Annotated in this window: 19 protein-coding genes and 2 tRNA genes; 17 read left to right on the forward strand and 4 right to left on the reverse strand. The window is 66.3% G+C overall.

Features of this window, described 5'->3' with window-relative positions:
* The first annotated feature begins 16 nt into the window (after nucleotides 1-16).
* From CXZ05_RS09070 to CXZ05_RS09125, 12 genes are all read left to right on the forward strand, one after another.
* Nucleotides 17-1,366: a glutamate-5-semialdehyde dehydrogenase gene (locus CXZ05_RS09070; RefSeq protein ID WP_102972281.1), complete on the forward strand. Its 1,350-nt coding sequence runs from the start codon at nucleotides 17-19 to the stop codon at nucleotides 1,364-1,366.
* A gap of 100 nt (nucleotides 1,367-1,466) precedes the next feature.
* On the forward strand, nucleotides 1,467-1,691 hold the full coding sequence (locus CXZ05_RS09075; protein ID WP_102972282.1) for a hypothetical protein: 225 nt from the start codon (nucleotides 1,467-1,469) through the stop codon (nucleotides 1,689-1,691).
* A gap of 40 nt (nucleotides 1,692-1,731) precedes the next feature.
* On the forward strand, nucleotides 1,732-2,361 hold the full coding sequence (gene nadD / locus CXZ05_RS09080) for a nicotinate-nucleotide adenylyltransferase (RefSeq protein WP_258006512.1): 630 nt from the start codon (nucleotides 1,732-1,734) through the stop codon (nucleotides 2,359-2,361).
* Nucleotides 2,362-2,368: 7 nt separating this feature from the next.
* A complete protein-coding gene (locus CXZ05_RS09085) occupies nucleotides 2,369-3,649 on the forward strand; it encodes a hypothetical protein (RefSeq protein ID WP_102972284.1) in 1,281 nt (426 codons plus the stop codon).
* Nucleotides 3,650-3,697: 48 nt separating this feature from the next.
* On the forward strand, nucleotides 3,698-4,099 hold the full coding sequence (gene rsfS / locus CXZ05_RS09090; protein WP_102972285.1) for a ribosome silencing factor: 402 nt from the start codon (nucleotides 3,698-3,700) through the stop codon (nucleotides 4,097-4,099).
* 130 nt (nucleotides 4,100-4,229) lie between these two features.
* Nucleotides 4,230-4,302, forward strand: a tRNA-Ala gene (locus tag CXZ05_RS09095).
* A 189-nt stretch (nucleotides 4,303-4,491) separates the two neighbouring features.
* Nucleotides 4,492-4,567, forward strand: a tRNA-Ala gene (locus CXZ05_RS09100).
* A gap of 134 nt (nucleotides 4,568-4,701) precedes the next feature.
* Nucleotides 4,702-5,232: a hypothetical protein gene (locus tag CXZ05_RS09105; RefSeq protein WP_102972286.1), complete on the forward strand. Its 531-nt coding sequence runs from the start codon at nucleotides 4,702-4,704 to the stop codon at nucleotides 5,230-5,232.
* A 236-nt stretch (nucleotides 5,233-5,468) separates the two neighbouring features.
* The gene (locus CXZ05_RS09110) at nucleotides 5,469-6,116 is read left to right on the forward strand and encodes a hypothetical protein (protein ID WP_102972287.1); all 648 of its coding nucleotides are present in this window, start codon (nucleotides 5,469-5,471) and stop codon (nucleotides 6,114-6,116) included.
* 191 nt (nucleotides 6,117-6,307) lie between these two features.
* On the forward strand, nucleotides 6,308-7,438 hold the full coding sequence (locus tag CXZ05_RS09115) for an NAD(P)-binding domain-containing protein (protein WP_102972288.1): 1,131 nt from the start codon (nucleotides 6,308-6,310) through the stop codon (nucleotides 7,436-7,438).
* Between the two features lie 57 nt (nucleotides 7,439-7,495).
* Nucleotides 7,496-8,644, forward strand: coding sequence for a class I SAM-dependent methyltransferase (locus tag CXZ05_RS09120; RefSeq protein ID WP_102972289.1), 1,149 nt, complete (start codon nucleotides 7,496-7,498; stop codon nucleotides 8,642-8,644).
* A 122-nt stretch (nucleotides 8,645-8,766) separates the two neighbouring features.
* Nucleotides 8,767-10,020: an ROK family transcriptional regulator gene (locus tag CXZ05_RS09125; RefSeq protein WP_258006513.1), complete on the forward strand. Its 1,254-nt coding sequence runs from the start codon at nucleotides 8,767-8,769 to the stop codon at nucleotides 10,018-10,020.
* A 3-nt stretch (nucleotides 10,021-10,023) separates the two neighbouring features.
* Here CXZ05_RS09125 and CXZ05_RS09130 read toward each other — a convergent pair whose 3' ends face one another.
* Both CXZ05_RS09130 and CXZ05_RS09135 read right to left on the reverse strand, forming a co-directional pair.
* Nucleotides 10,024-10,221: a hypothetical protein gene (locus CXZ05_RS09130; protein ID WP_102972413.1), complete on the reverse strand. Its 198-nt coding sequence runs from the start codon at nucleotides 10,219-10,221 to the stop codon at nucleotides 10,024-10,026.
* Nucleotides 10,222-10,312: 91 nt separating this feature from the next.
* A complete protein-coding gene (locus CXZ05_RS09135; protein WP_102972291.1) occupies nucleotides 10,313-11,395 on the reverse strand; it encodes a hypothetical protein in 1,083 nt (360 codons plus the stop codon).
* Nucleotides 11,396-12,079: 684 nt separating this feature from the next.
* On the opposite strand from CXZ05_RS09135, the gene CXZ05_RS09140 reads away from it, so the two are divergent.
* Both CXZ05_RS09140 and metE read left to right on the forward strand, forming a co-directional pair.
* A complete protein-coding gene (locus tag CXZ05_RS09140) occupies nucleotides 12,080-13,045 on the forward strand; it encodes a methylenetetrahydrofolate reductase (RefSeq protein ID WP_102972292.1) in 966 nt (321 codons plus the stop codon).
* Nucleotides 13,046-13,161: 116 nt separating this feature from the next.
* A complete protein-coding gene (gene metE, locus CXZ05_RS09145) occupies nucleotides 13,162-15,492 on the forward strand; it encodes a 5-methyltetrahydropteroyltriglutamate--homocysteine S-methyltransferase (RefSeq protein WP_102972293.1) in 2,331 nt (776 codons plus the stop codon).
* Between the two features lie 66 nt (nucleotides 15,493-15,558).
* Here the strand turns inward: metE and CXZ05_RS09150 are convergent, their stop codons facing one another.
* Nucleotides 15,559-16,068, reverse strand: coding sequence for a DUF2004 domain-containing protein (locus CXZ05_RS09150; RefSeq protein ID WP_102972294.1), 510 nt, complete (start codon nucleotides 16,066-16,068; stop codon nucleotides 15,559-15,561).
* Between the two features lie 45 nt (nucleotides 16,069-16,113).
* Nucleotides 16,114-17,031 carry a LysR family transcriptional regulator gene (locus tag CXZ05_RS09155; protein ID WP_102972295.1) on the reverse strand — a complete coding sequence of 306 codons (918 nt, stop codon included), beginning with the start codon at nucleotides 17,029-17,031 and terminating at the stop codon, nucleotides 16,114-16,116.
* Between the two features lie 126 nt (nucleotides 17,032-17,157).
* Between CXZ05_RS09155 and CXZ05_RS09160 the strand changes: the two genes are divergently transcribed.
* The 3 genes from CXZ05_RS09160 to CXZ05_RS09170 are packed head-to-tail and all read left to right on the forward strand — an operon-like array spanning nucleotide 17,158 to nucleotide 20,617.
* Nucleotides 17,158-18,540 (forward strand): NAD(P)/FAD-dependent oxidoreductase, encoded by a 1,383-nt coding sequence (locus CXZ05_RS09160; protein WP_180987333.1) that lies wholly within the window; start codon nucleotides 17,158-17,160, stop codon nucleotides 18,538-18,540.
* Complete coding sequence (locus CXZ05_RS09165) at nucleotides 18,537-19,262, forward strand: DUF1365 domain-containing protein (RefSeq protein ID WP_102972296.1); 726 nt, start codon at nucleotides 18,537-18,539, stop codon at nucleotides 19,260-19,262. Before CXZ05_RS09160 ends, CXZ05_RS09165 begins: the two co-directional genes overlap by 4 nt.
* A complete protein-coding gene (locus CXZ05_RS09170) occupies nucleotides 19,259-20,617 on the forward strand; it encodes a cyclopropane-fatty-acyl-phospholipid synthase family protein (RefSeq protein ID WP_258006514.1) in 1,359 nt (452 codons plus the stop codon). Before CXZ05_RS09165 ends, CXZ05_RS09170 begins: the two co-directional genes overlap by 4 nt.
* Nucleotides 20,618-20,728 lie beyond the last annotated feature (111 nt).

Here is a 20,728-nt window from a genome sequence, read left to right on the forward strand (position 1 = left end):
CGCCTAGACTTGAATGATGACTGAGGCACTGATGAACCAAGCAGCCGAGACATCCAACGACGCTACGACGGTCCCCACCCTGCCGGAAGACAGGCAGCCCACACCGGCTGAGATCGAGTCCGCCGTGTACGCGATCGCCGACCGTTCCCGCCAGGCCGCCCGCAGCATGGGCCGCGCCAACCGGGCCTGGAAAGACAAGGCCCTGCGCGCCATCGGGGACGCCCTGCTTGCGAACAAGCAGCGGATCCTGGCCGCGAACACCAAGGACGTGGAAGCGGGCCGCGCCAACGGTACGTCCGCCGCACTCCTGGACCGGCTGACCCTCAACGAAACCCGCATTGCCGCCCTCGCGGCCGCGCTGGAAAACCTGGCCGGTCTTCCCGATCCTGTGGGCAATGTGGTGCGCGGCCAGACCCTGCCCAACGGCCTGCGCCTGCGCCAGATCAACGTCCCCATGGGCGTGGTTGCCGCGATCTACGAGGCTCGACCGAACGTGACCGTGGACATCGCGGGTTTGGCGCTCAAGAGCGGCAACGCCGTGATCCTCCGCGGCGGTTCGGCAGCAGGCTTCACCAACGAAGCCCTCATCCGCGTGCTGCGCGACGCTCTGGAGTCGGTGGGCCTGCCGGCGGACGCAGTGCAGACCGTGGACCAGTTCGGCCGCGAGGGCGCCAACGTGCTCATGCGTGCCCGCGGACGCGTGGACGTGCTGATTCCGCGCGGCGGCCGTGAGCTGATCCAGACCGTCGTCAACAACTCTTCCGTGCCGGTCATCGAGACCGGCGAGGGAAACGTTCACATCTTCATCGATGAGTCAGCCAGTGAAGACATGGCGGTGGAGATCCTCCTCAACGCCAAAACGCAGCGCCCCAGCGTCTGCAACACGGTGGAGACGCTCCTCGTGCACTCCGGCTCCACGGTTCTGCCGGCGGTCGCCGCAGCCCTGAGCAAGGCGGGTGTCCGGCTGCACGCCGATGACCGCGTGCGGGCCGCGCTTCCCGCCTCGGTGGAGTCCCTGCCGGCTACGGACGACGACTGGGCCACTGAGTACATGGACCTGGACCTGGCCGTGGCCATGGTAGACAGCCTGGATGACGCCGTGAAGCACATCCGCACGTGGTCGACCGGGCACACGGAGGCCATTCTCACGAACGACCTGCGAAACGCTGAGCGTTTCATCGCGGAAATCGATTCCGCCGCGGTCATCGTGAACGCTTCCACGAGGTTTACCGACGGCGGCGAGTTGGGGCTGGGTGCCGAGGTTGGCATCTCCACGCAAAAGCTTCACGCCCGAGGCCCGATGGGGCTGACGGAGCTGACAACCACCAAGTGGATTGTCCAGGGCGAGGGCCAGGTCCGCGGCTAACATCGCGGAAACCGCTCCTGACATAGCGGTAACATAGTAAAGAAGTCCGGACCGGCGGGAATCTCCGCCGTTGTCATCCTTATTATTCCTAGGGGAGAAAATGCTGCTCCAGCAGATTGCCGCGTCAGTTGCCGAACACGAAGAGAGGGCGCCCTTGCTGGCCGAGCCATGGGTCTTCGGCATCTCGATGTTTGGCATCCTTGTGGTGCTGATGCTCGTTACCCTCTCCTACGGCAACCTGGGCAAGCGTCACTCTGCGGTCGACGAGCACGCCGACCCGCACCGCCAGCACCCCAACAAGCACGACCACGGCCAGGGCCACTAGCATTTCCGCCGCACTGCACCACAAGGATACGCAGCGCCGGTTGCGGCTGGGCGTGATGGGCGGGACGTTTGATCCCATCCATCACGGCCACCTTGTGGCCGCCAGCGAGGTGGCCGCCAAGTTCGGGCTCGATGAAGTCGTGTTCGTCCCCACCGGCCAACCGTGGCAGAAGTCCAGCAAGAAGGTCAGCGAACCCGAGCACCGTTATCTGATGACGGTGATCGCGACGGCGTCCAACCCGAGTTTCACGGTGAGCCGGGTCGACGTGGACCGGCCCGGTCCCACGTACACCATTGACACGCTCCGCGATCTGCGAACGCAGCGGCCCGACGCCGACCTGTTCTTCATCACCGGCGCCGACGCCCTGGCACAAATCCTGTCGTGGAAGAACATCGACGAGCTCTGGTCGCTGGCCCACTTCGTGGGAGTTACCCGGCCAGGCCATGAGCTCGACGGCATGGGCCGAAAGGACGTTAGCCTGCTCGAGGTCCCCGCCATGGCGATCTCGTCAACAGACTGCCGCGCCCGCGTTGCTGCCCATAACCCCGTCTGGTACCTGGTGCCGGATGGAGTGGTGCAGTACATCGCGAAATACGGACTCTACGCCGCACCGGCCGGGAACAGCAGCTCCGAAACTACCGAGACAAACGATCCAGCCAGCACTGAATGAGTTTGAGATGAGTCAGGAACAGCAACCGATCCGCAGTCGCCGAGAACTGCGCAAGGCCCGGGATGAAGCCCTGGCCCAGAACCGGAACGCCGCGCCCCCGGGTGCCGGCGAGTCAGCCCCTGCCTCCAAACCGCCTGCTTCAAAGGCTCCCGCTCCAAACCCGGCGACCTCGAAGCGCCCGGCCCCCGCAGGCACGGGCACGCCAGCTCCTGCCGGCCCTGATTCCCCGCTAGTCGGCTCAGCCGCCGAACGCTCGTCGCAGATCCGTGCCCGCGACAGGGCCGCCCTGCGAACCATCAAGGAGCTTTCTGAAAAGGAAGAGCAGCTTTCCGGTGGCGGCCCGCCGACGCGCCGCCAGCTGCGGCTGATGCAGCTCAAGGAGCAGGCGGTTACCTCGGCAATGCCCGTTGTGCCCCCGGCCGAGGGCGGCGCCCCCAGCGGGAAATCGCCCGCTTCTTCGTCTGACTCTTCGTCCGGTACGGCCGGCAAACCCGCTCCAGCCACCGGGTCGAAGCCTGCAGGCCAGCCCTCCAGCGGCCCGGGTCCGCGACCCGCGACGCCGGCCGGGGACGAGCTGCCCGGGGGCATGACCGTGGAGCAGGCCCTTGAAGCGCGTACCCTCCTCGCCGAACAGGCCAAGAACCAGATCGCCAAGATGGAACACATCGCGGCGACGGACCCTGAAGCCGTGGATCCGGACATCCTGGCCCAGCAGATTGCCCTGGCCGAACGGGCCGCTGTGCTCAACAAGCGGGCCATGGCCAAGCAGAAGCTTGCCGAACAGAACACACCGCAACAGAGCGGACAAAACGGTCCGTCCACCGCCAGCAACCTCGCCATGGTGACGCCGCTGGAATTCGAACAGGTGCCTGGTGTGGACCGTCCCGTCATGAAGCGGCCGGCCACCTCGCATGTTCCCGTGGTGACCAACCCTGGTCCGCGGGTTCCGGCGCGTGGCAACCGGACAGCCAAGGCGTCCCGCCCAAGCACGCCGTCCACCGGCCGGTCGCGGGTCATTGCCCGGGCGGAAGCGGCGGCGCGGTCGGCAGCGGCGCCTCCGGCCGGGGCGCGCCAAAACGCGGCCTGGACAGACGAGTCCGGCGAAGACGTGACGGCGCTGCCGCCAGTGTCTGCCAAATCGGCCTACGGGCTGGAACCCCTGGACGCAGCTACCGCCGGACTCGCCCGGGCCAACCGGTTGAGGCTGATTCAGCTTGGCGTCCTGGCGCTCGGTGCAATCGCCCTCGTTGCCGGCATCATCATGATCATCAGCGGCCTTTCACGCTGACTTCAGCCAATACCACCACCTACGCTTTTCATCACCACAAGGAGTCCCGTGACCGCATCCGAATCGTCCGTCACCATAGCCCGGCACGCAGCCAGGGCCGCGGCGGACAAGATCGCCCACAACATCGTCGCCCTCGACGTCAGCGAACGCCTGGCTTTGGCGGACGTGTTCCTCGTTGCCTCAGCACCCAGCGAACGCCAGGTCAACGCCATTGTCGACGGCATTGAAGAGGAGCTCATCAAGCAGGACCTCCGCCCGGTCCGCCGGGAGGGCCGCTCGGCCGGCCGGTGGGTCCTGCTGGATTATGCAGATGTTGTCATCCACGTTCAGCATGAGGAAGACCGTGTCTTCTATGCCCTGGAACGTCTCTGGAAGGACTGCCCGGTGGTGGACCTGCAGCTGGGAGACGACGCTTCGGCCAAGGCCGCCGCTGCCGCCGAGCAGGAGTAGCGCGCGACCAAATATGCCCGATTTGGAATTTTCGGAAACGCTGTTCTAAGATATTTGAGTTGCTTCGGAGAGATCCGGACAGAAGTGCGGATGCCACAGGCATGACGTGGGCCTGAAGCAGCAAGAATACGGGGCTGTGGCGCAGCTGGTAGCGCACCTGCATGGCATGCAGGGGGTCAGGGGTTCGAGTCCCCTCAGCTCCACCGGGCGATCCGCCGGAATCGAAAGATTCCGGCGGATTTTTCTTTGCCCTAAAGTGGCGCCGGACGGGCTTTGGGTGCCCGGGGGAGCGTGACGGAAGCCACATGCCGCCGATTCGCATCTTGGCGGTTTCTGGACTACGCTGGTCGGGTTGCTTCGGGAAAACGCAAAGATTCCTGAGGGAACAGCTTGGGGCTGTGGCGCAGCTGGTAGCGCACCTGCATGGCATGCAGGGGGTCAGGGGTTCGAGTCCCCTCAGCTCCACCAAGTAGCCGCCTGATCATAGACTGACCGTGATCCGGCGGCTTTTCTCTTTAAATCCACTGCCGGTACCGCGATCTTTGACGAATCTTGGATATTCCTTGGACGCGTCTTTTCCGTCATGCCCCTACAGTGGAGCCATGAAGACGGGAGCTGCTCTGGTGCTGTCCGTTGCAGGCATACTCGCAGCGGGCTCGGCCGCACTTGCCGTCAATACGCAGGTGCTGAACGTCTCGCCCCCGGGCACCGGAAATGCCAACATCGTCCTCCTGCCCAATGGTGCAGTGCCGCCCATTTCTGGCACCAGTGACGGACCGAAGGCCACACCACAGGCAACTGGCACGCCGGCCGGTGCGCAGAAGGCGGCCACTCCGGCGAAATCCAGCTCCGCAAAGCCGGGGTCCGCGAAGTCCAGTGCAGCGGCTTCAAACGCAGCGAAATCGAATCCGGCAAAATCTGCCCCGGCCGCCGCGCACGGGATTGCCGGCGGTTCCGCGGCAGGACCGTCTTCTTCCGGCCCCGGTGGCGGGTTGGCCGGTGGAGCGGTGACCGTTCAGCCCGTGCCCGTCCCGGGCAGCGTGATCCCCGTTGAGCCAGGGGATGACAAGGGCGGCCTGCGGAAGGCGCCGGAGCCCGGCGATGACAGCGGCGGCCACGGCGCCGACGACTGACCAGCAGGTCGCATCTGTTCCCGCCTGGGCACCGTTTCCTGCCCGCCTTCTGACCTGCGTTCCTCCCTGCCTGACCTGTGTCAGCTGACTGGGCATTCCGTCCTGTGCCGATGCGGCTGGCCGCCGCGCGGCCGCGGGACGGCGGCCCGGGTGGGGGAGAACCCCGTAGGCAATCTTGGACAAGTCTTGGATTTCCTTTGCACCTATCCTCGACGGCGAGTTCCTAGTGTGGAGCTATGAAAACAAGAGCAGCCCTCGCATTATCCGTCGCCGGCGTTCTCCTCACCGGAAGTGCCGCCTTCGCCACCACCCAGTCGCTGAGCAAGACCGGCACGGGTACCAGTGACGACGCCAGGAACGTCCTCGTAACGGACGACTCTGCCACCAGAACCTCCGCCCCCGCCGTCAGCTCCGCCGGAACCACCCCCAAGTCAGCCGCTAAGTCCAGCGACGATACCCAAGCCGACGACAAGAAGGCACCAGCCGCCAAGAAAGCGTCCAAGCCTGCGGAAGCGGGCGACGACAAGGGAGGGCTCCGGACCACCCCTGAGCCCGGCGACGACAAGGGCGGAACCGCGGCAGCGCCTGCAGAAAACTTCGTCGGCAGCGGCTCCCTCTCCGTTGAACCCGGTGACGACAAGGGCGGCCTCCGGACTGCCCCCGAGCCCGGTGACGACAACGGCGGTCTCCGCTCAAACCAGGCGCCGCGGGTTGCTGAACCCGGCGATGACCACGGTGGACTGCGGACGGCTTCCGAACCCGGCGACGACAAGGGCGGCGATCGTAAGGCCGTTGAACCCGGCGACGACAAGGGCGGCGACCGTAAGGCCACTGAGCCCGGCGACGACAGCGGAGGCAGCGGCGGCCACGGCAGCGACGACTGAACGAGACGACAGAGCAAGCAAGCAATCGACTAATAGCCAGAAGGCCCTCCTGCACCTCGGTGTCATGGAGGGCCTTCCGTCTGCCAAGGACGCTCGGAAGCCGGGCCGGGACGAGCCTAGGATGAAGACATGAAGCGGATCAGCGAGCCAGGGGAGCGGCACTATTGAGCGGTGGCACTGTAAACGGTGGATTGAGCCGCAATGCCGACGTCGTGGTCATCGGCGCAGGGCAGGCAGGCCTCTCCGCGGCCTTCCACCTGGCCCGCCGCGGCTTCACGCCAGCCCCGGCCGCAGAACAGCCAGATGGTGCAATGACGGCAGCCGGTCGAGGGCGGACGTACGCGGTGCTGGACGCCGAGGAGGGGCCGGGTGGAGCCTGGCGGCACCGCTGGAAGAGCCTGCTCATGGCCACCGTAAACGGCATCAGTGACCTTCCCGGGATACCGCAGCCGGATGTCGACCCGGCGGAACCAAGCTCGGCATTCCTCAGCCGCTACTTCGCCGCCTACGAGCGGCAGGTCGGGCTGGCTGTCGAGCGGCCCGTCAAGGTGCTCGCCGTCGAACGTGCGGACGCTGACCCGGCGGGGCGGCTAAGGATCACCACGTCCGACGGCGGCTGGACGGCCCGGGCAGTCATCAATGCCACCGGAACCTGGACCAGGCCTTTTTGGCCGATCTATCCGGGCCAGTTCACGTTCGGGGGCCGCCAGTTGCATGTCGCCGACTACGTGTCCGCAGAGGAGTTCCGCGGGCTGCACGTCGTCGTGGTGGGCGGTGGCATCTCCGCCGTTGGGCTGCTGGACGAAATCTCCAAGGTCACAACGACGAGCTGGTTCACGCGCCGCGAGCCTGTATGGCGGGACGGGTTCAACCGGCAGTCCGGGCACGACGCCGTCGCCCTGGTGGAAGACCGGGTACGGCGGGGGCTGCCGCCGCAAAGCGTCGTCGCTGCCACCGGTCTCATCTGGACTCCGGCACTACGGGCGGCAGCGGCGCGCGGCGTACTGGACCGCCGGCCGATGTTCACGGCGATAGAACCCGGCGGCGTCCGGCTCGCGGACGGCGGGTTCCTCGAGGCGGACGTGATCCTGTGGGCCACCGGGTTCCGCGCCGAGCTGGAGCACCTGGCGCCGCTGCACCTGCGGGGACCAGGCGGCGGGATTGCCATGGAAGGAACGCAGGTGGCCGCGGAACCCCGGGTGCACCTGGTGGGCTACGGCCCGTCGTCGTCGACCATAGGCGCAAACCGCGCTGGGCGGGCCGCCGTGACCGAAATCCTCAAACTCCTGTCAGCCTCCGCAGCCGTGGCTGATCCGCGGTAGATTTGCACGGGCGGATTTCTGCCCGGGCAACCAGTAAGGAAAAGGCGGCGGCAACACGTGACGGAAAACGGTCTTGGGCAGGTCCTCCGATTGCTTCGAAGGCACCCCGATGTCGAGGCCGCCAACCTCCAGGCGTGGGACGCCACGGACTCTCTCCTTTTGGATGCCGCTTCGGATCTGCTCACCCCGGACAGCACGGTTGCCGTCATCGGGGACAATTACGGGGCGCTCACGCTCGGGCTGCTGGCCAGCGGTTCCGGCCCGGTTCCGGCCGAGGTGAGGGTGCACCAGGACCTGGTCACAGGGGAGCGGGCACTGCGCAACAACGCGGCGGCACTGGGAGTTTCGGGAGGCTTTGCACAGCTGCCGCTCGGCGCCGAACTGCTGGCCGGCGCGGACCTGGTGCTGGTGCAGCTTCCCAGGACCCTCGCCGAACTCGAGGAAATTTCCGATGCCGTTGCCCGGCACGCGCCTGCCGGCGCTGTCTTGCTTGCCGGCGGCCGGGTCAAACACATGTCGCTGGGCATGAACGCCGTGCTGGGCAAATACTTCGGCACGGTGCAGCCGCAGCTGGCCCGGCAAAAATCACGGCTGCTCCTCGCCAGCGGCCCGAAGCGTGCGGACGGCGAACCGCCCTACCCCGTGACGGAACACAACGCCGAACTCGACCTGGACATCTGCGCGCACGGCGCCGTTTTCGCAGGCACCCGGTTGGACATTGGAACTCGCTTCCTGCTGTCATTCCTGCCGCAGATCCCCGCCGCAGCCAAGGCCGTGGACCTGGGCTGCGGCACCGGGATCCTGGCAGCAATGTATGCCCGCCGGTACCCGGGAGCCGAGGTCATCGCCACGGACCGGTCTGCGGCCGCAGTCGCGTCGGCCAGGGCAACTGCCCGGGCCAACGGCCTGGCTGCCAGCATCACGGCTGTCCAGGATGACGCGATGAGCACCCTTCCGGCCGGGAGCGCGGACCTCATCCTGCTGAACCCCCCGTTCCACCTCGGTTCCAGCGTCCACGCCGGGGCCGGGCTGAAGCTCTTCGAGGCAGCTGGCCGGGTGCTGGCGCCCGGAGGGCAGCTCTGGACGGTTTTCAACAGCCACCTGCGCTATGTGGCGGCCCTGGAGCGGCTGGTTGGTCCCACCACCGTGAGGGGCCGGAACCCCAAATTCACGGTGGCCGTCAGCGTCGGGCGGGCTGTCACCTGAGCCCCGCCGGCCGTCGTCGAACGCGCCTGCGCAGCCCTGAGCGTGGGGGCGTACCCGTTCACCGGGGCGTAACGTACGATTCAGACATTGATAGTGGCCAACAGAAGATGTAAGGGGAATCCTTGACCGAGATCCGCCCGCCCTCGCCGAGGCGCGGAACCAACCTGCCGCGGATGGGCGACTTCAACCTGACTGTCATTCTCGATGCCATCCGCCGTGCCACCGGAGGGCTCAGCCGCGTTGAACTTGCCCAGATCGTTGGTCTGTCCCCGCAAACCATTTCGAACATTTCCCGCCGGCTGCTGGACCAGAACCTCATTGTCGAGGCGGGCAAAGAGGGCAGCGGACCCGGCAAGCCGCGAACCATCCTTCGCCTGAATCCTGCCGGCATGTATGCGGTCGGCGTGCATCTGGACCCTGCTGTGGCAACGTTCGTCGTCCTTGATCTGGTGGGTGCAGTGGTCCTGCATTCGAGCGTGAAAACGCCGGACAGCTCCCGGCCCGAGGCGGTCATTACGGCCATTGCCGCCGAAATCGACAAGCTGATCGAGGCCTCGGGTGTGGATCGCGCCAAGATTGCCGGCCTGGGCGTCGCGGCACCCGGACCCATCGACCATGACAACGGCACGGTGGTGGAGCCGCCGCTCATGGACGGATGGGACAGTGTTCCGCTCCGGGATGCGCTGGCTGAGGCGACAGGACTGTCTGTGCTGATGGACAAGGACGTCACGAGCGCTGCGGTCGCGGAAACCTGGGCCGGCGGAGCCAGCGGCGCCGGCAGCTTTGTTTTTATGTACATGGGCACCGGCATCGGCTGCGGCATTGTCCTCAATGACGAGGTGGTCCGCGGCACGTCAGGCAACGCCGGCGAAATCGGCCACATCATCGTTGACCCTGACGGAGCCCCCTGCGACTGCGGCCTGCGCGGCTGCGTCAAGTCCACCTGCATACCCCAGGTCCTCGTCGCGCAGGCCCAGGCTGCGGGCATTCTGGATGAGCCCGGCGCAGCCACCAGCAACTCTGCCGTCCAGGAAAGGTTTGCCATGCTCTGCGAAGCAGCCGACGCCGGCAACAGCGAAGCGGCTGCCATCATCGACAAATCAGCCGAACTCGTGGCCCGGGCGGCGTCAGCGGTGGCCAACACGCTGGACGTGGACCGGGTGGTGTTTGGCGGCCCCTTCTGGCCGCTGCTGTCCGCGCGCTACCTGGCGAAGATCCCCGGCCTGATCCAGCAGAACAGCGACGCCGGCAACATCCACGCCGTCGAAGTCGTGGGCACGGGCGTGGGAGAGGACGTGGGAGCCGTGGGCGCTGCATGCCTGGTCCTCGAGCACACCCTTGCGCCCCGGGCCCAGCGGCTGCTGCTGGAGGGCTGAGCCCTAGTCGATGTCCTCGACGATTGTCCCGTAGGGAATCGTATCGTCGAGGTGTGCCTGGTGCCCCCGGGGGATGTACAGCACCCGGACGCCATGCAGCTGGTCCGCTGCCGACTGGAGGAGGATCGGACGGACCATGTCGACGAAGCTTGGGTCCTTGCCAACGAGATATTCCTCGTAGCTGGCTGGTAGCTGGATCATGGCATCAGAATAGACCTGATCGTGGGCTAAGGGGAGGGTGCCCGGTAACCTCCCGCCGGGCACCCTTTCCGGTATTGGACGCTCGTACTGGCTAGTAGCCGGGCTGAACAGTTGGGCTGTCGCCCGTAGCCGGGCTGCTGGCAGGCACAGACGTTTCAGTGGCAACCTCAGCCTTGTCCGTCTTGGCATAGACGTTCTTGCTGACCTGGTAGGCATGTTGGTCCAGCTTGAGCGCCTCCTGGTTGATTTCCTTCAGCTTGGCGTCGGTGAGCTGTTCGATCTTGGCGAGCTCCAGCGTCTCCTGGCTGTCGCCGCCCACAGCAGTCACCTTCACCAAACCCGTTCCGGCCGAGTAGAACTTCCGCTGGTGGCCCACCGCAGGCTCCAGCGGGTTGCGTTCGTCAATCACCAGCACATCGTCATAGCAGCCCGTGGCGACGCACACATGCTCGTTCTGCTTGAAGACCTGCCCGCAGTCCAGGAAGTCGATGTTCGCCGCGTGGGCCTGGACATAACTGGACGTGTTGGTCTGGGGGTCCGCCTGCATGGCGATGCCGGCCTGGGCCTCGTCCAGGCTATGGATGAAGGTGGCAGGCGCGCCGGTGAACTTCCCGCCTTCATATTCCTCCGGGTATTCCCCGAACAGCCAGACGTCGCCGCTCTGGGTCTGGGCGAAGAAAGCCAGTTCGGATTCCACGAGCTCACCGTCGGCGTAGTCCCGGTCCCACATGACCTGGGTCTTCACGCCGTCGATGACTTTGGTCAGGCCCGTTATTGAGTGCACCACCGTCCGTTTGATGTCTCCCTCGGCACTCTTGACGTCGCCTGTTGTGGTGTACTGCATGCCCGGCTTGAGCGGGAACCATTTGTTGTCGACGTTGGGCGATGACTGGAATTGGGACGCGTCAAAGTTGATCGCAGAGCCGGGACCGCAGAGTTCGTCCGCGCCGGCTGTCCCGGTTGAACCGGGGGTGGTGGATCCCGAAGCCGCAGATCCAGTTGGCGAGGCTGCGGCCGACGTCTCTGTCGGTGCGGCGGAACCGGAGGTAGCCTGCGGGGCGGTATTTTGCTGTGGGGCGCAGGACGTAACTGTGGCCAGCGCGACGAGGAGTACAAGGGCGGAGCCCGGGGCGGACGGTGATTTGGAATGGGATGGTTTGTGAAGCTGGAACATCTCGGTGGCCTTTCGCCGTGGGGATTTCTGGCTTTCAGCAACTCCACCGCGGCATCAGTGCCGTGCCCGGCCGCAGCAGAACGCTGGCTAACCGCGCCCTGCCGGCGGGCGAATCATGGGAGGGTGCGGGCTCCGGCGGGCGCGGATTTTTTCTCGGGACGATTCACCGAGGAAGAACCAGAAGAAGCATCCAGCCTCCTCAACCTGAGACCTTGCCGAGTCCGATACGACGTGACAAAAGAATGGACTAATTTCCCCGGTTTGAAAAGGGGCATGCCTGGGCTGGCTCACCGCACGTCTCCGGGCTACCAAGAACGCTGAGCTCCCTTTTGGCGAAAATAATTCTGAACGGGCAATCCAATCAGGCGTAAAGCAGCGTCTTAATTCGGCGTCAACTTGAAGACGTCCCCCGACGGCTTCTAGAGTTCTATACAAGTTACCCAGGTAACGTGTCAGCGATCCTCCGCTGCGGATGTGCCGCCTGCCGGCCGCCAAGGAGGGTGTGGGTGCCCCCATGTGGGCCTGACATTTGCTCACGGTGGACTTCTTTACAGGCGTAACAGTCGCGGCTGCGCCCTGCCGAAGTCCGTCCCGTGTTCCCCAAACTCAATTCATTGACCGCATGCTGCCGGGGTTTTCCGTCACGGCAGCGCAGCCTTCAATGGCCCAAAGCCAAGGACGCAAATGTCACCACCAAGCCTTATTGAAACGCATCCAAATCTCTCCGACACCGCGCCGGTGGCGCTTTCCTATGAGCTGTTTCCGCCCCGTTCGCCCGCCGCCGCGGAGACCCTGTGGAACACCATCCGGGAACTGGAAGCCACCGATCCCGACTACGTATCGGTCACCTACGGTGCGAGCGGCTCCAACCGGGACACCGCCGTCGAACTCATCAACCGCCTGGTGCTGGAGACCACCCTCCGCCCGCTTGCCCACCTGACATGTGTGGGCAACACCCCAACCGAGCTCGCGGAAATCATCGGTGAACTGCTCGACGCCGGTGTCCGCGGAATCCTCGCCCTCCGTGGCGACCTGCCCAAGGACAGCGGCGAACCGGTCAGCGGCTCGCTGCGCTACGCCCAGGACCTGATTGAGCTCATCCGCCGGGTGGAGCAGCGGCGCTCGGCACTGCTGTGCGCCGGGAAGGTTGCGGTTGGCGTGGCGGCCTACCCCACGCGGCATCCGGAATCGCCCAGCGAGGCCCATGACGTGGAAGTGCTGCTGGCCAAGCAGCGGTCCGGTGCCGACTTCGCGATCACCCAGGTGTTCTTCCACACGGAGCAATACGCGGACCTCGTGACCAGGGCACGCAGGGCCGGCGTCACCATCCCCATCATCCCCGGCGTCATGCCGCTCACGAGCCTGCGGAGGCTCAAGCGCCTCGGCGAGCTGACCGGCGTCGAACCCGCCCCGGAGCTCATCGAGCGGATGGCTGCCGCGGATACCGACGCCGAGCGGCTCCGGATCGGCGTCAGCGCAACGGTGGACCTGGCCAACGCGGCCCTGGACGCAGGCGCACCCGGACTCCACATCTATACATTCAATGAGCACCAGAGCGCGCTGGAGGTGCTGGACAAGCTGTCGCTTGCCCGGCCAGCACGCCCGTCGACCCGCCTGAACGCGCTCGCCCGCCGCCAGCTCGCCAGCTGACCGGATTCGTCCGCCGTCAGCTCGTGAGCTGACCGGATTCGCCTGCCTTCAGCCTGCCAGCTGACCGCATTCCTCCCCGACATTGACAACTTTTCGCAACCATTCAAGGAACTGACATGACTGAACAGAACACCGCGTTCCCGTCCGCCTCCGTCCTCGGCTACCCCCGCATCGGCCGCCGCAGAGAGCTGAAGAAGGCCGTTGAAGCCTACTGGTCAGGCAAGATCGACGCCGCTGCACTGGACGCTGCCGTCAAGGAGATCCAGCTGGGCACCGCCAAGCGCCTCCAGGGCCTCGGGCTTACCGACGCCGCAGCAGTTCCGGGCACATTCTCCTTCTACGACCAGGTGCTCGACGCCGCAACCCACGTCGGCGCCGTTCCCGCCCGTTTCGGCAACCTCCTCGACGCCGAGGGACAGCTGGACATCGACGGCTACTTCACCCTGGCCCGCGGCAACAAGGAACAGCAGCCGCTGGAAATGACCAAGTGGTTCGACACCAACTACCACTACCTCGTGCCGGAAATCGGCCCGGAGACCAACTTCTCCCTGACCTCCAACCGCATCGTTGAAGAGTTCGAATACGCCCTCGCCAATGGCGTGGAGACCCGCCCGTACATCGTCGGCCCCGTCACCTTCCTGCTGCTGAGCAAGGCTTCCGACGACGCCCCCGCCGGATTCAGCCCGCTGTCCCGCCTCGAGGACGTCCTGCCGGTCTACACCGCGCTGCTCGAGAAGCTGGCAGCTGCCGGCGCCAGCTGGGTCCAGCTGGACGAGCCCGCCCTGGTTGTGGACCAGGACACCCCTGAGCAGGAGGTCCAGGCCGCCGTGGCCCGTGCCTACGAGGTCCTCACCGCTGCCGGCAGCCGCCCGCAGGTGTTCGTCTCCACTCCGTACGGCGCACTGAACGGCCAGCTCGGCACCCTTGCCGCCACAAACATCGATGCCCTGCACATCGACATCTTCAAGGGCGAGGTTCCCTCCGCCGCAGCACTGGCTGCGCTGGGCACCAAGACCCTCGTTGCCGGCGTCGTGGACGGCCACAACATCTGGCGCAACGACCTTGCCGCCTCGGCCCACAAGATCGCCGAGCTGCAGAAGAGTGTCGCCAAGCTGGCCATCAGCACCTCCACCTCCACCCAGCACGTCCCGCACGACGTCGAAGAAGAGGCCCAGCTGTCCGAGCAGCTGCGCAGCTGGCTGGCTTTCGCCGACCAGAAGGCCGTTGAGGTTGTGACCCTCGCCGGCCTGCTGACCGACGCCGCCGCAGTCCAGCCGGCCATCGACGAGGCCACCCGCGTCATCGCCTCCCGTGCGGAAGCCGAGGGCGTCCGCCGCGCCGACGTCCGCGCCCGCACCGAGGCCCTGACCCCGGCCGACTTCAACCGCTCCGAGTACGCGGTCCGCGAAGCCGCCCAGGAAGCAGCACTGCACCTGCCGCCGTTGCCCACCACCACCATCGGCTCCTTCCCGCAGACATCCGAAATCCGTTCGGCCCGCGCCCGCAACAACAAGGGCGACCTGACCAACGAGCAGTACGAGCAGCTCATGAAGGACGAGATCAAGCGCGTCGTCGACCTGCAGGAAGAGCTCGGCTACGACGTTCTGGTGCACGGCGAGCCCGAGCGCAATGACATGGTCCAGTACTTCGCCGAGAACCTGGAAGGCTTCGACGTCACGGTCCACGGCTGGGTCCAGTCCTATGGCTCCCGCTGCACCCGTCCGTCCATCCTCTGGGGCGATGTCACCCGCAGCGCCCCCATCACCGTGAAGTGGGCCGAGTACGCCCAGTCGCTGACCAACAAGCCGATGAAGGGCATGCTGACCGGCCCGGTCACCATCCTTGCGTGGTCCTTCGTCCGCGATGACCAGCCGCTGGGCGAAACCGCCAACCAGGTGGGCCTGGCGCTGCGCGACGAGATCGCCGACCTCGAAGCTGCCGGCATCAAGATCATCCAGGTTGACGAGCCGGCCCTGCGCGAACTGCTCCCGCTGCGCAAGGCCGACCAGCCCGCCTACCTGGACTGGTCCGTCAACTCCTTCCGCCTGGCCACCGCCGGTGCGGCTGACGGCACGCAGATCCACACCCACCTGTGCTACTCCGAGTTCGGCGTGATCATCGACGCGATCGACGGCCTGGACGCCGACGTGACCTCGATCGAGGCCGCCCGCTCCCGCATGGAGGTTGTCCACGACCTCGAGTCCCACGGCTTCGGCCGCGGCGTCGGACCCGGCGTTTACGACATCCACTCGCCGCGCGTCCCGGGCGAGCAGGAAGTCACCGAACTGCTGAGCACCGCCGTGAAGCACGTTCCGTCCCGCCAGCTCTGGGTCAACCCGGACTGCGGCCTGAAGACCCGCGGCTACGCCGAGACCGAAGCGTCCCTGCGCAACCTGGTCACGGCCACCAAGACGGTCCGCGCCGAACTCCTCGAAGCAGCCAAGTAACACCACCAAGCACGACTGCGCCCGTCACCGGGAAGGTGACGGGCGCAGTCGTTCGTTAATCAGTGTTCAGGACTCCCAGACGATTTCGTCGTCGACGACGCCGTCCTCGTCCGCGGACGCCACCAGGACCTCGTCGGTGAAGTGCTCGCCCAAAGTGAAGTCCAGGACGAAGTAGCGTTCGGGCTGGCCGGGGTAGATTCCCACGTGGCCGAGCTTCAGGGCCTTGAGGAACACCGCATTGGTGAGCTGGCTCTTCTCCTGCACGCCGAAGACCTTCTGCAGGTGCTCGTCCTTGATGGCGTTGCAGTGGAAGCGGAGGTATTCCTGCGGGCTGGTGCCCTCCTGCTCGAGTTCCTCGGCAATCATCTCCCTGACCTCGTCCACGAGCTCGGGGAGGTACCGCAGCCGGTAATCCACCTTGTGCATGGCCGCTTCGTCGAAGTGGTCATGGGCATTGATGTTCAGGTCCAGCTCAAGGCGTTGGCCGGCCAGCTCGTGCTCCGCGGCAACGTTATGGTCCCTGCCGTGGTTCAGCTCGATTACTCCGAAGTGCTGGCTCGCTACCTTGGTGGTCATATCTTCAACATAGACCCGAAAAGCAGAGCATTCCAGCATCGGGGATCATTTAACTGACTGCCCCAGGCCGCCCATCGTTTCGGCCAGCAGGTCAACGAACAGCTGCACCCGGGCCGTCTTCTTGTCGTTGATGAGCAGCGCGAAGACGTTGCGCGCCAAACGGATTTCGGGGACGTCCAGCACCACGACGCTGGCCGGCCGGTGCAGCAGCGCAAGTTCCGGCACCAGCGCCGCCCCCAGCCCGGCGCCCGCCATTTCAAGGCTGGCATGGAAGTCGTCGCTGTACGCCACCACGCGGGGGTGGAGATTGCAGCCGGCGAAGAGCCGCTCAATGACGGTGGCATCGCTTGTGCCGGGGTGGTGCATGATCCACGGCATGTCCGACAGGTGGTCCGCGGCCACCTTCGCCTCGGTGCGGAATCCCCAGCCCGCGGGGAGGACCACGCGGAAGTTGTCGTCACCGATCCACTGCCGGTTGATGGTGTGGGGCCAGGCCAGCCCGGACTGTCCCACCTGGTACACCAGCGCCACATCCGTGTCGCCGCCGGTTCGCAGCCCCTGGATGGTCTGGGCGGGTTCGGCGACGGACACCCGCAGGTCGATGCCCAGGTCCTTCCATGCGGGACTGCGCAGGATGCGCGGCAGAACATAGGTGGCGAGGCTCGGGAAGATACCCAGCCGGAGCTCCTGGCTCGTGGCGTCCTGCGTTCTGGAGGCCGCGGCCATCAGCGCCTCGATGTCCGTCAGGACCTTCGCCGCGTGGCGCGCCATCACCATCGCCGCGTCTGTAGGAACCACGCTCCGGGCGGAGCGCTGGAACAGGCGGACGCCCGTGTCCCGCTCCAGGGCGGACATCTGCTGGGACACGGCTGAGGCCGTGTAGCCAAGCCGGGTCGCCGCCGCCGCGAAGGAACCCAGCCGCGTCACTTCAAGGAGCGTTCTCAAATGCACCGGGTTGACCACCAGCCAACCTTACTGCGGCTGCTTTGGGACGGGAAAACAACTCCGCACCCATCCGGCACGCAGTACTGCTCCGAATAGCCGTTGACTACCCAAATCAGCGGCAACAGTTCAGCAGAGGAGCAAAGATTGCCACCGAGCCCAGCATGGAATGGAGACGACAAACGGCACATCGCCGTCGTCGGAAGCGGAGTGGCGGGCCTGACGGCCGCGCATATCCTCAGCCGCCGGGACAACGTGACCCTTTTCGAGTCGGATGACAGGGCGGGCGGGCATGCCCACACGCACGATGTCCGGCAGGAGTCAGGGAGGCTCGCCGTGGACACCGGCTTCATTGTGCACAACAACCGCACCTACCCGAACCTCATCCGGCTGTTCGCTGAGCTCGGCGTCGAGACGCAGGATTCGGACATGACCATGAGCGTCCGCTGCGACGGCTGCGGCCTGGAGTACGCCGGGGCCAAGGGCGCTTCCGGCGTCTTTGCCAGGCCTGCCAACCTCGCACGGCCGCGGTTCCTGCTGATGCTTGCCGATGTCCTGCGGTTCTGGCGGAAGGCACGCGCGCTGCTGGCCAACACTGCGGACGCCGGGGGACCGGAGGAAACGCTGGGCGAGTTCCTTGAACGCGAACGCTTCAGCGACTACTTCACCTCGCACTTCATGGCGCCCGTGGTCAGCGCAGTCTGGTCCTGCGACCCCACCACCGCGCTGGCCTATCCCGCCCGGTACCTCTTTACCTTCCTCGAACACCACGGCATGCTCGGCGTCAAAGGCTCCCCGCAGTGGAAGACGGTGAGGGGAGGATCGCGGCGCTATGTTGACCGCGTGGTCGAGGGGCTCCAGGATGTCCGTCTCTCCAGCCCTGTGCTCGCCGTGCGCCGGATCCCCACGGGAGTGGAGATTACGACGGCGGCCGGAACCGAGCACTTCGACGCTGCGGTCATCGCCGCCCACCCCCGCGAAGCACTCGCCATGATGGCTGAACCGACCCCGGCGGAGGTCGAGGTCCTGGGGCATATTCCGTATTCCGTGAACCACATCAAGTTCCACCGCGATCCTGCGGTCCTTCCACGCAGCGGCGCCGCCCGCGCGTCGTGGAACTACCGGCTGCCGTCCTGCGCAGCTCGCCCCGGGCATGTCCTGGTCAGCTACGATCTCACCCGGCTGCAGCGGCTCACCCCCGACGACGGCGGCAGCTACATCGTGAGCCTCGGTGAATCGGAACTGATCGAGGCGGACTCAGTGCTGCAGGACCTCGTGTACGAGCACCCCCAGTACACGCCCGAATCGATGGCCGCCCAGAAACGCCTGGGGGAGCTGGGCGACCACCGGCTGGCCTTCGCGGGGGCCTACCACGGCTGGGGTTTCCACGAGGACGGCGCCGCCTCCGGTGTCCGGGCGGCAGCGCAGCTGGGCCGCGAGTGGGAGGATCCCTTCGCCGAGGTGCCGGAGCCCGCTGCCGGTGCCCGGCAGGCCACGGACGCCGGGCAGGCCGCGGAGCTCGTGCCATGACCGCGGCCATCTACCGGACCAGCATCCGCCATGTGCGGCAGGACCCGCTGAAGAACGCCTTCACCTACCGCAGCTACAGCTGGTACGTCGACCTCGATGACATGCCAAAGCTGCCCTGGTGGCTGCGGCCGCTCGCCGGATTTCATACGAAGGATCACCTGGGTGATCCCGCGGCGAGCATCCGCGAAAACGTGGACCACTTCCTCGCCGTGAACGGTGAAAAGCCCGACGGCGGCACGGTCACCATGCTGGCCAACGCCAGGGTCCTGGGCCACCTCTTCAACCCGATCAGCATCTTCTGGTGCCGCGGCGCCGACGGTGCCCTGCGTGCTGTCATCGCCGAGGTTCACAACACCTACGGCGAACGGCACTGCTACCTTCTGCACCCGGACGGCGCCGGCCGCGCCCGGACCAGCAAGGAATTCTTCGTGTCCCCGTTCAACGCTGTGGACGGCAGCTACCGGATGAGCCTGCCCGAACCGGCGGGAAAACTCGCCGTGGCCGTAGTGCTGGAGCGTTCCGGACGGAAGCCTTTAACCGCCACCATGACCGGCGTCCGCCGGACTGCGACTCCGCGCAGTATCCTCGCCGCCGCGCTCGCCGTTCCGCTCGCGCCGCTCCGCGTTGTCCTGCAGATCCGCTGGCAGGGAATCAAACTCTGGGCCCGGGGGCTGCCCATCATCAACCGCCCCCGCCACCCAGCACAGGAAGCCGTCTCATGACACTCACAGACCCGGTCTACACCAGTCCCGCTTACACGGATCCTTCACACCTGGGACACGCGCCAGACGGGGCCGTCAGGGTTCCGCCGGCGCCGGCGGCCATCGACGCGGAGGTGTGGCCCGGCGTCGCCCGTCCGCCGGCGGGGATAAAGGCGCAGGTGGCGGGCAGGGCGGCCGATGCGCTGTTCCGGGCGGCGGTCCGCCGCCTGCCGCTCCGGGTGGAATATCCCGGCGGCACGGTGCTGGGCACCGGCGGTGCAGACGAGCCGGTGATGACCATGGTTCGTCCGGGGGACTTCGCCGTGCGCATCGGCGACAACGGCCTGATCGGGCTGGGGGAGTCCTTCATGGCAGGGGACTGGGAGGCATCAGACCTCGCCGGCGTCCTGGAGGTCTTTGCCTCCTCGGTGGACACGCTCATCCCCGCGCCGCTGCAGAGGCTCCGGAGCTTGTACCTGCCGCGGGCGCCCCGGCAGGAGCGCAACACCGAGCAGAATACCCGTGGCAACATCTCCCGGCACTACGACCTCTCCAACGAGCTGTTCGGCAGCTTCCTGGACCGGACCATGAGCTACTCCTCGGCGCTCTTTCCGGCCTCGGCGGGCCAGTTGGCAGAGGTGGGCTGGGACGCCCTGGCGGCAGCGCAGCACGCCAAGATCGACAGGCTGCTGGACAAGGCCGGGGTGGGGGAGGGCACCCGGCTGCTGGAGATCGGCACCGGCTGGGGCGAACTGGCCCTGCGGGCCGCAGCCCGGGGCGCCACCGTGTACACGGTGACTCTCTCCAGTGAACAGCAGGCGCTCGCACAGCAGCGGATCGAGGAAGCCGGCTTCTCCGGGCAGGTCACTGTGGGCCTGCAGGACTACCGCGCCGTGGAAGGCGCGTACGACGCCGTCGTATCCGTGGAGATGATCGAAGCCGTGGGCTACGAATACTGGCCCGTCTACTTCCGGACCATCGACCGGGTGCTGGCACCCGGCGGCAAGGTGGCCATCCAGGCCATCACCATGCCGCACGGCCGGATGCTCGCCACCCGCAACGCCTACACCTGGGTGCACAAGTACATCTTCCCCGGCGGGTTCCTGCCCTCGGTGCGGGCGATCGAGAGCGTCACGGAGCAGCACACCACCCTCCGGGTCCGTGAGCGCCGGGGGATGGGCGACCACTACGCCGCCACGCTGAGACTGTGGGAGGAGCGGTTCCTGCAGCGTGCGCAGGAAGTGCGCGGGCTCGGTTTCGACGAGGTCTTCCAGCGGATGTGGCTGTTCTACCTTTGCTACTCCCGCGCCGGCTTCCAGTCCGGATACCTGGATGTGCAGCAGATCGTCCTCGACCGCCGGGAGGCACAGCTCTAGTCTGGCGTTCGCTTAATCACAGTGGGGGTCCCGAGGCTTGCTTCGGGACCCCCACTGCTGTGTTCCGGCCCACTCAAAAGGCGCTGCCGGAGGTGCCGCGACACGCCGTCT

It is taken from the genome of Arthrobacter sp. AFG20 (genome assembly GCF_002892795.1).
GTDB lineage: Bacteria > Actinomycetota > Actinomycetes > Actinomycetales > Micrococcaceae > Arthrobacter.

What these genes read in the sequence shown, in the direction of transcription:
- CXZ05_RS09170 (WP_258006514.1), top strand. Translation starts at nt 19,259, where the DNA reads ATGACACTCACAGACCCGGTCTACACCAGTCCCGCTTACACGGATCCT.
- CXZ05_RS09075 (WP_102972282.1), top strand. Translation starts at nt 1,467, where the DNA reads ATGCTGCTCCAGCAGATTGCCGCGTCAGTTGCCGAACACGAAGAGAGG.
- CXZ05_RS09110 (WP_102972287.1), top strand. Translation starts at nt 5,469, where the DNA reads ATGAAAACAAGAGCAGCCCTCGCATTATCCGTCGCCGGCGTTCTCCTC.
- CXZ05_RS09070 (WP_102972281.1), top strand. Translation starts at nt 17, where the DNA reads ATGACTGAGGCACTGATGAACCAAGCAGCCGAGACATCCAACGACGCT.
- CXZ05_RS09165 (WP_102972296.1), top strand. Translation starts at nt 18,537, where the DNA reads ATGACCGCGGCCATCTACCGGACCAGCATCCGCCATGTGCGGCAGGAC.
- CXZ05_RS09150 (WP_102972294.1), bottom strand. Translation starts at nt 16,068, where the DNA reads ATGACCACCAAGGTAGCGAGCCAGCACTTCGGAGTAATCGAGCTGAAC.
- CXZ05_RS09130 (WP_102972413.1), bottom strand. Translation starts at nt 10,221, where the DNA reads ATGATCCAGCTACCAGCCAGCTACGAGGAATATCTCGTTGGCAAGGAC.
- CXZ05_RS09105 (WP_102972286.1), top strand. Translation starts at nt 4,702, where the DNA reads ATGAAGACGGGAGCTGCTCTGGTGCTGTCCGTTGCAGGCATACTCGCA.
- CXZ05_RS09135 (WP_102972291.1), bottom strand. Translation starts at nt 11,395, where the DNA reads ATGTTCCAGCTTCACAAACCATCCCATTCCAAATCACCGTCCGCCCCG.
- CXZ05_RS09140 (WP_102972292.1), top strand. Translation starts at nt 12,080, where the DNA reads ATGTCACCACCAAGCCTTATTGAAACGCATCCAAATCTCTCCGACACC.
- CXZ05_RS09085 (WP_102972284.1), top strand. Translation starts at nt 2,369, where the DNA reads ATGAGTCAGGAACAGCAACCGATCCGCAGTCGCCGAGAACTGCGCAAG.
- metE (WP_102972293.1), top strand. Translation starts at nt 13,162, where the DNA reads ATGACTGAACAGAACACCGCGTTCCCGTCCGCCTCCGTCCTCGGCTAC.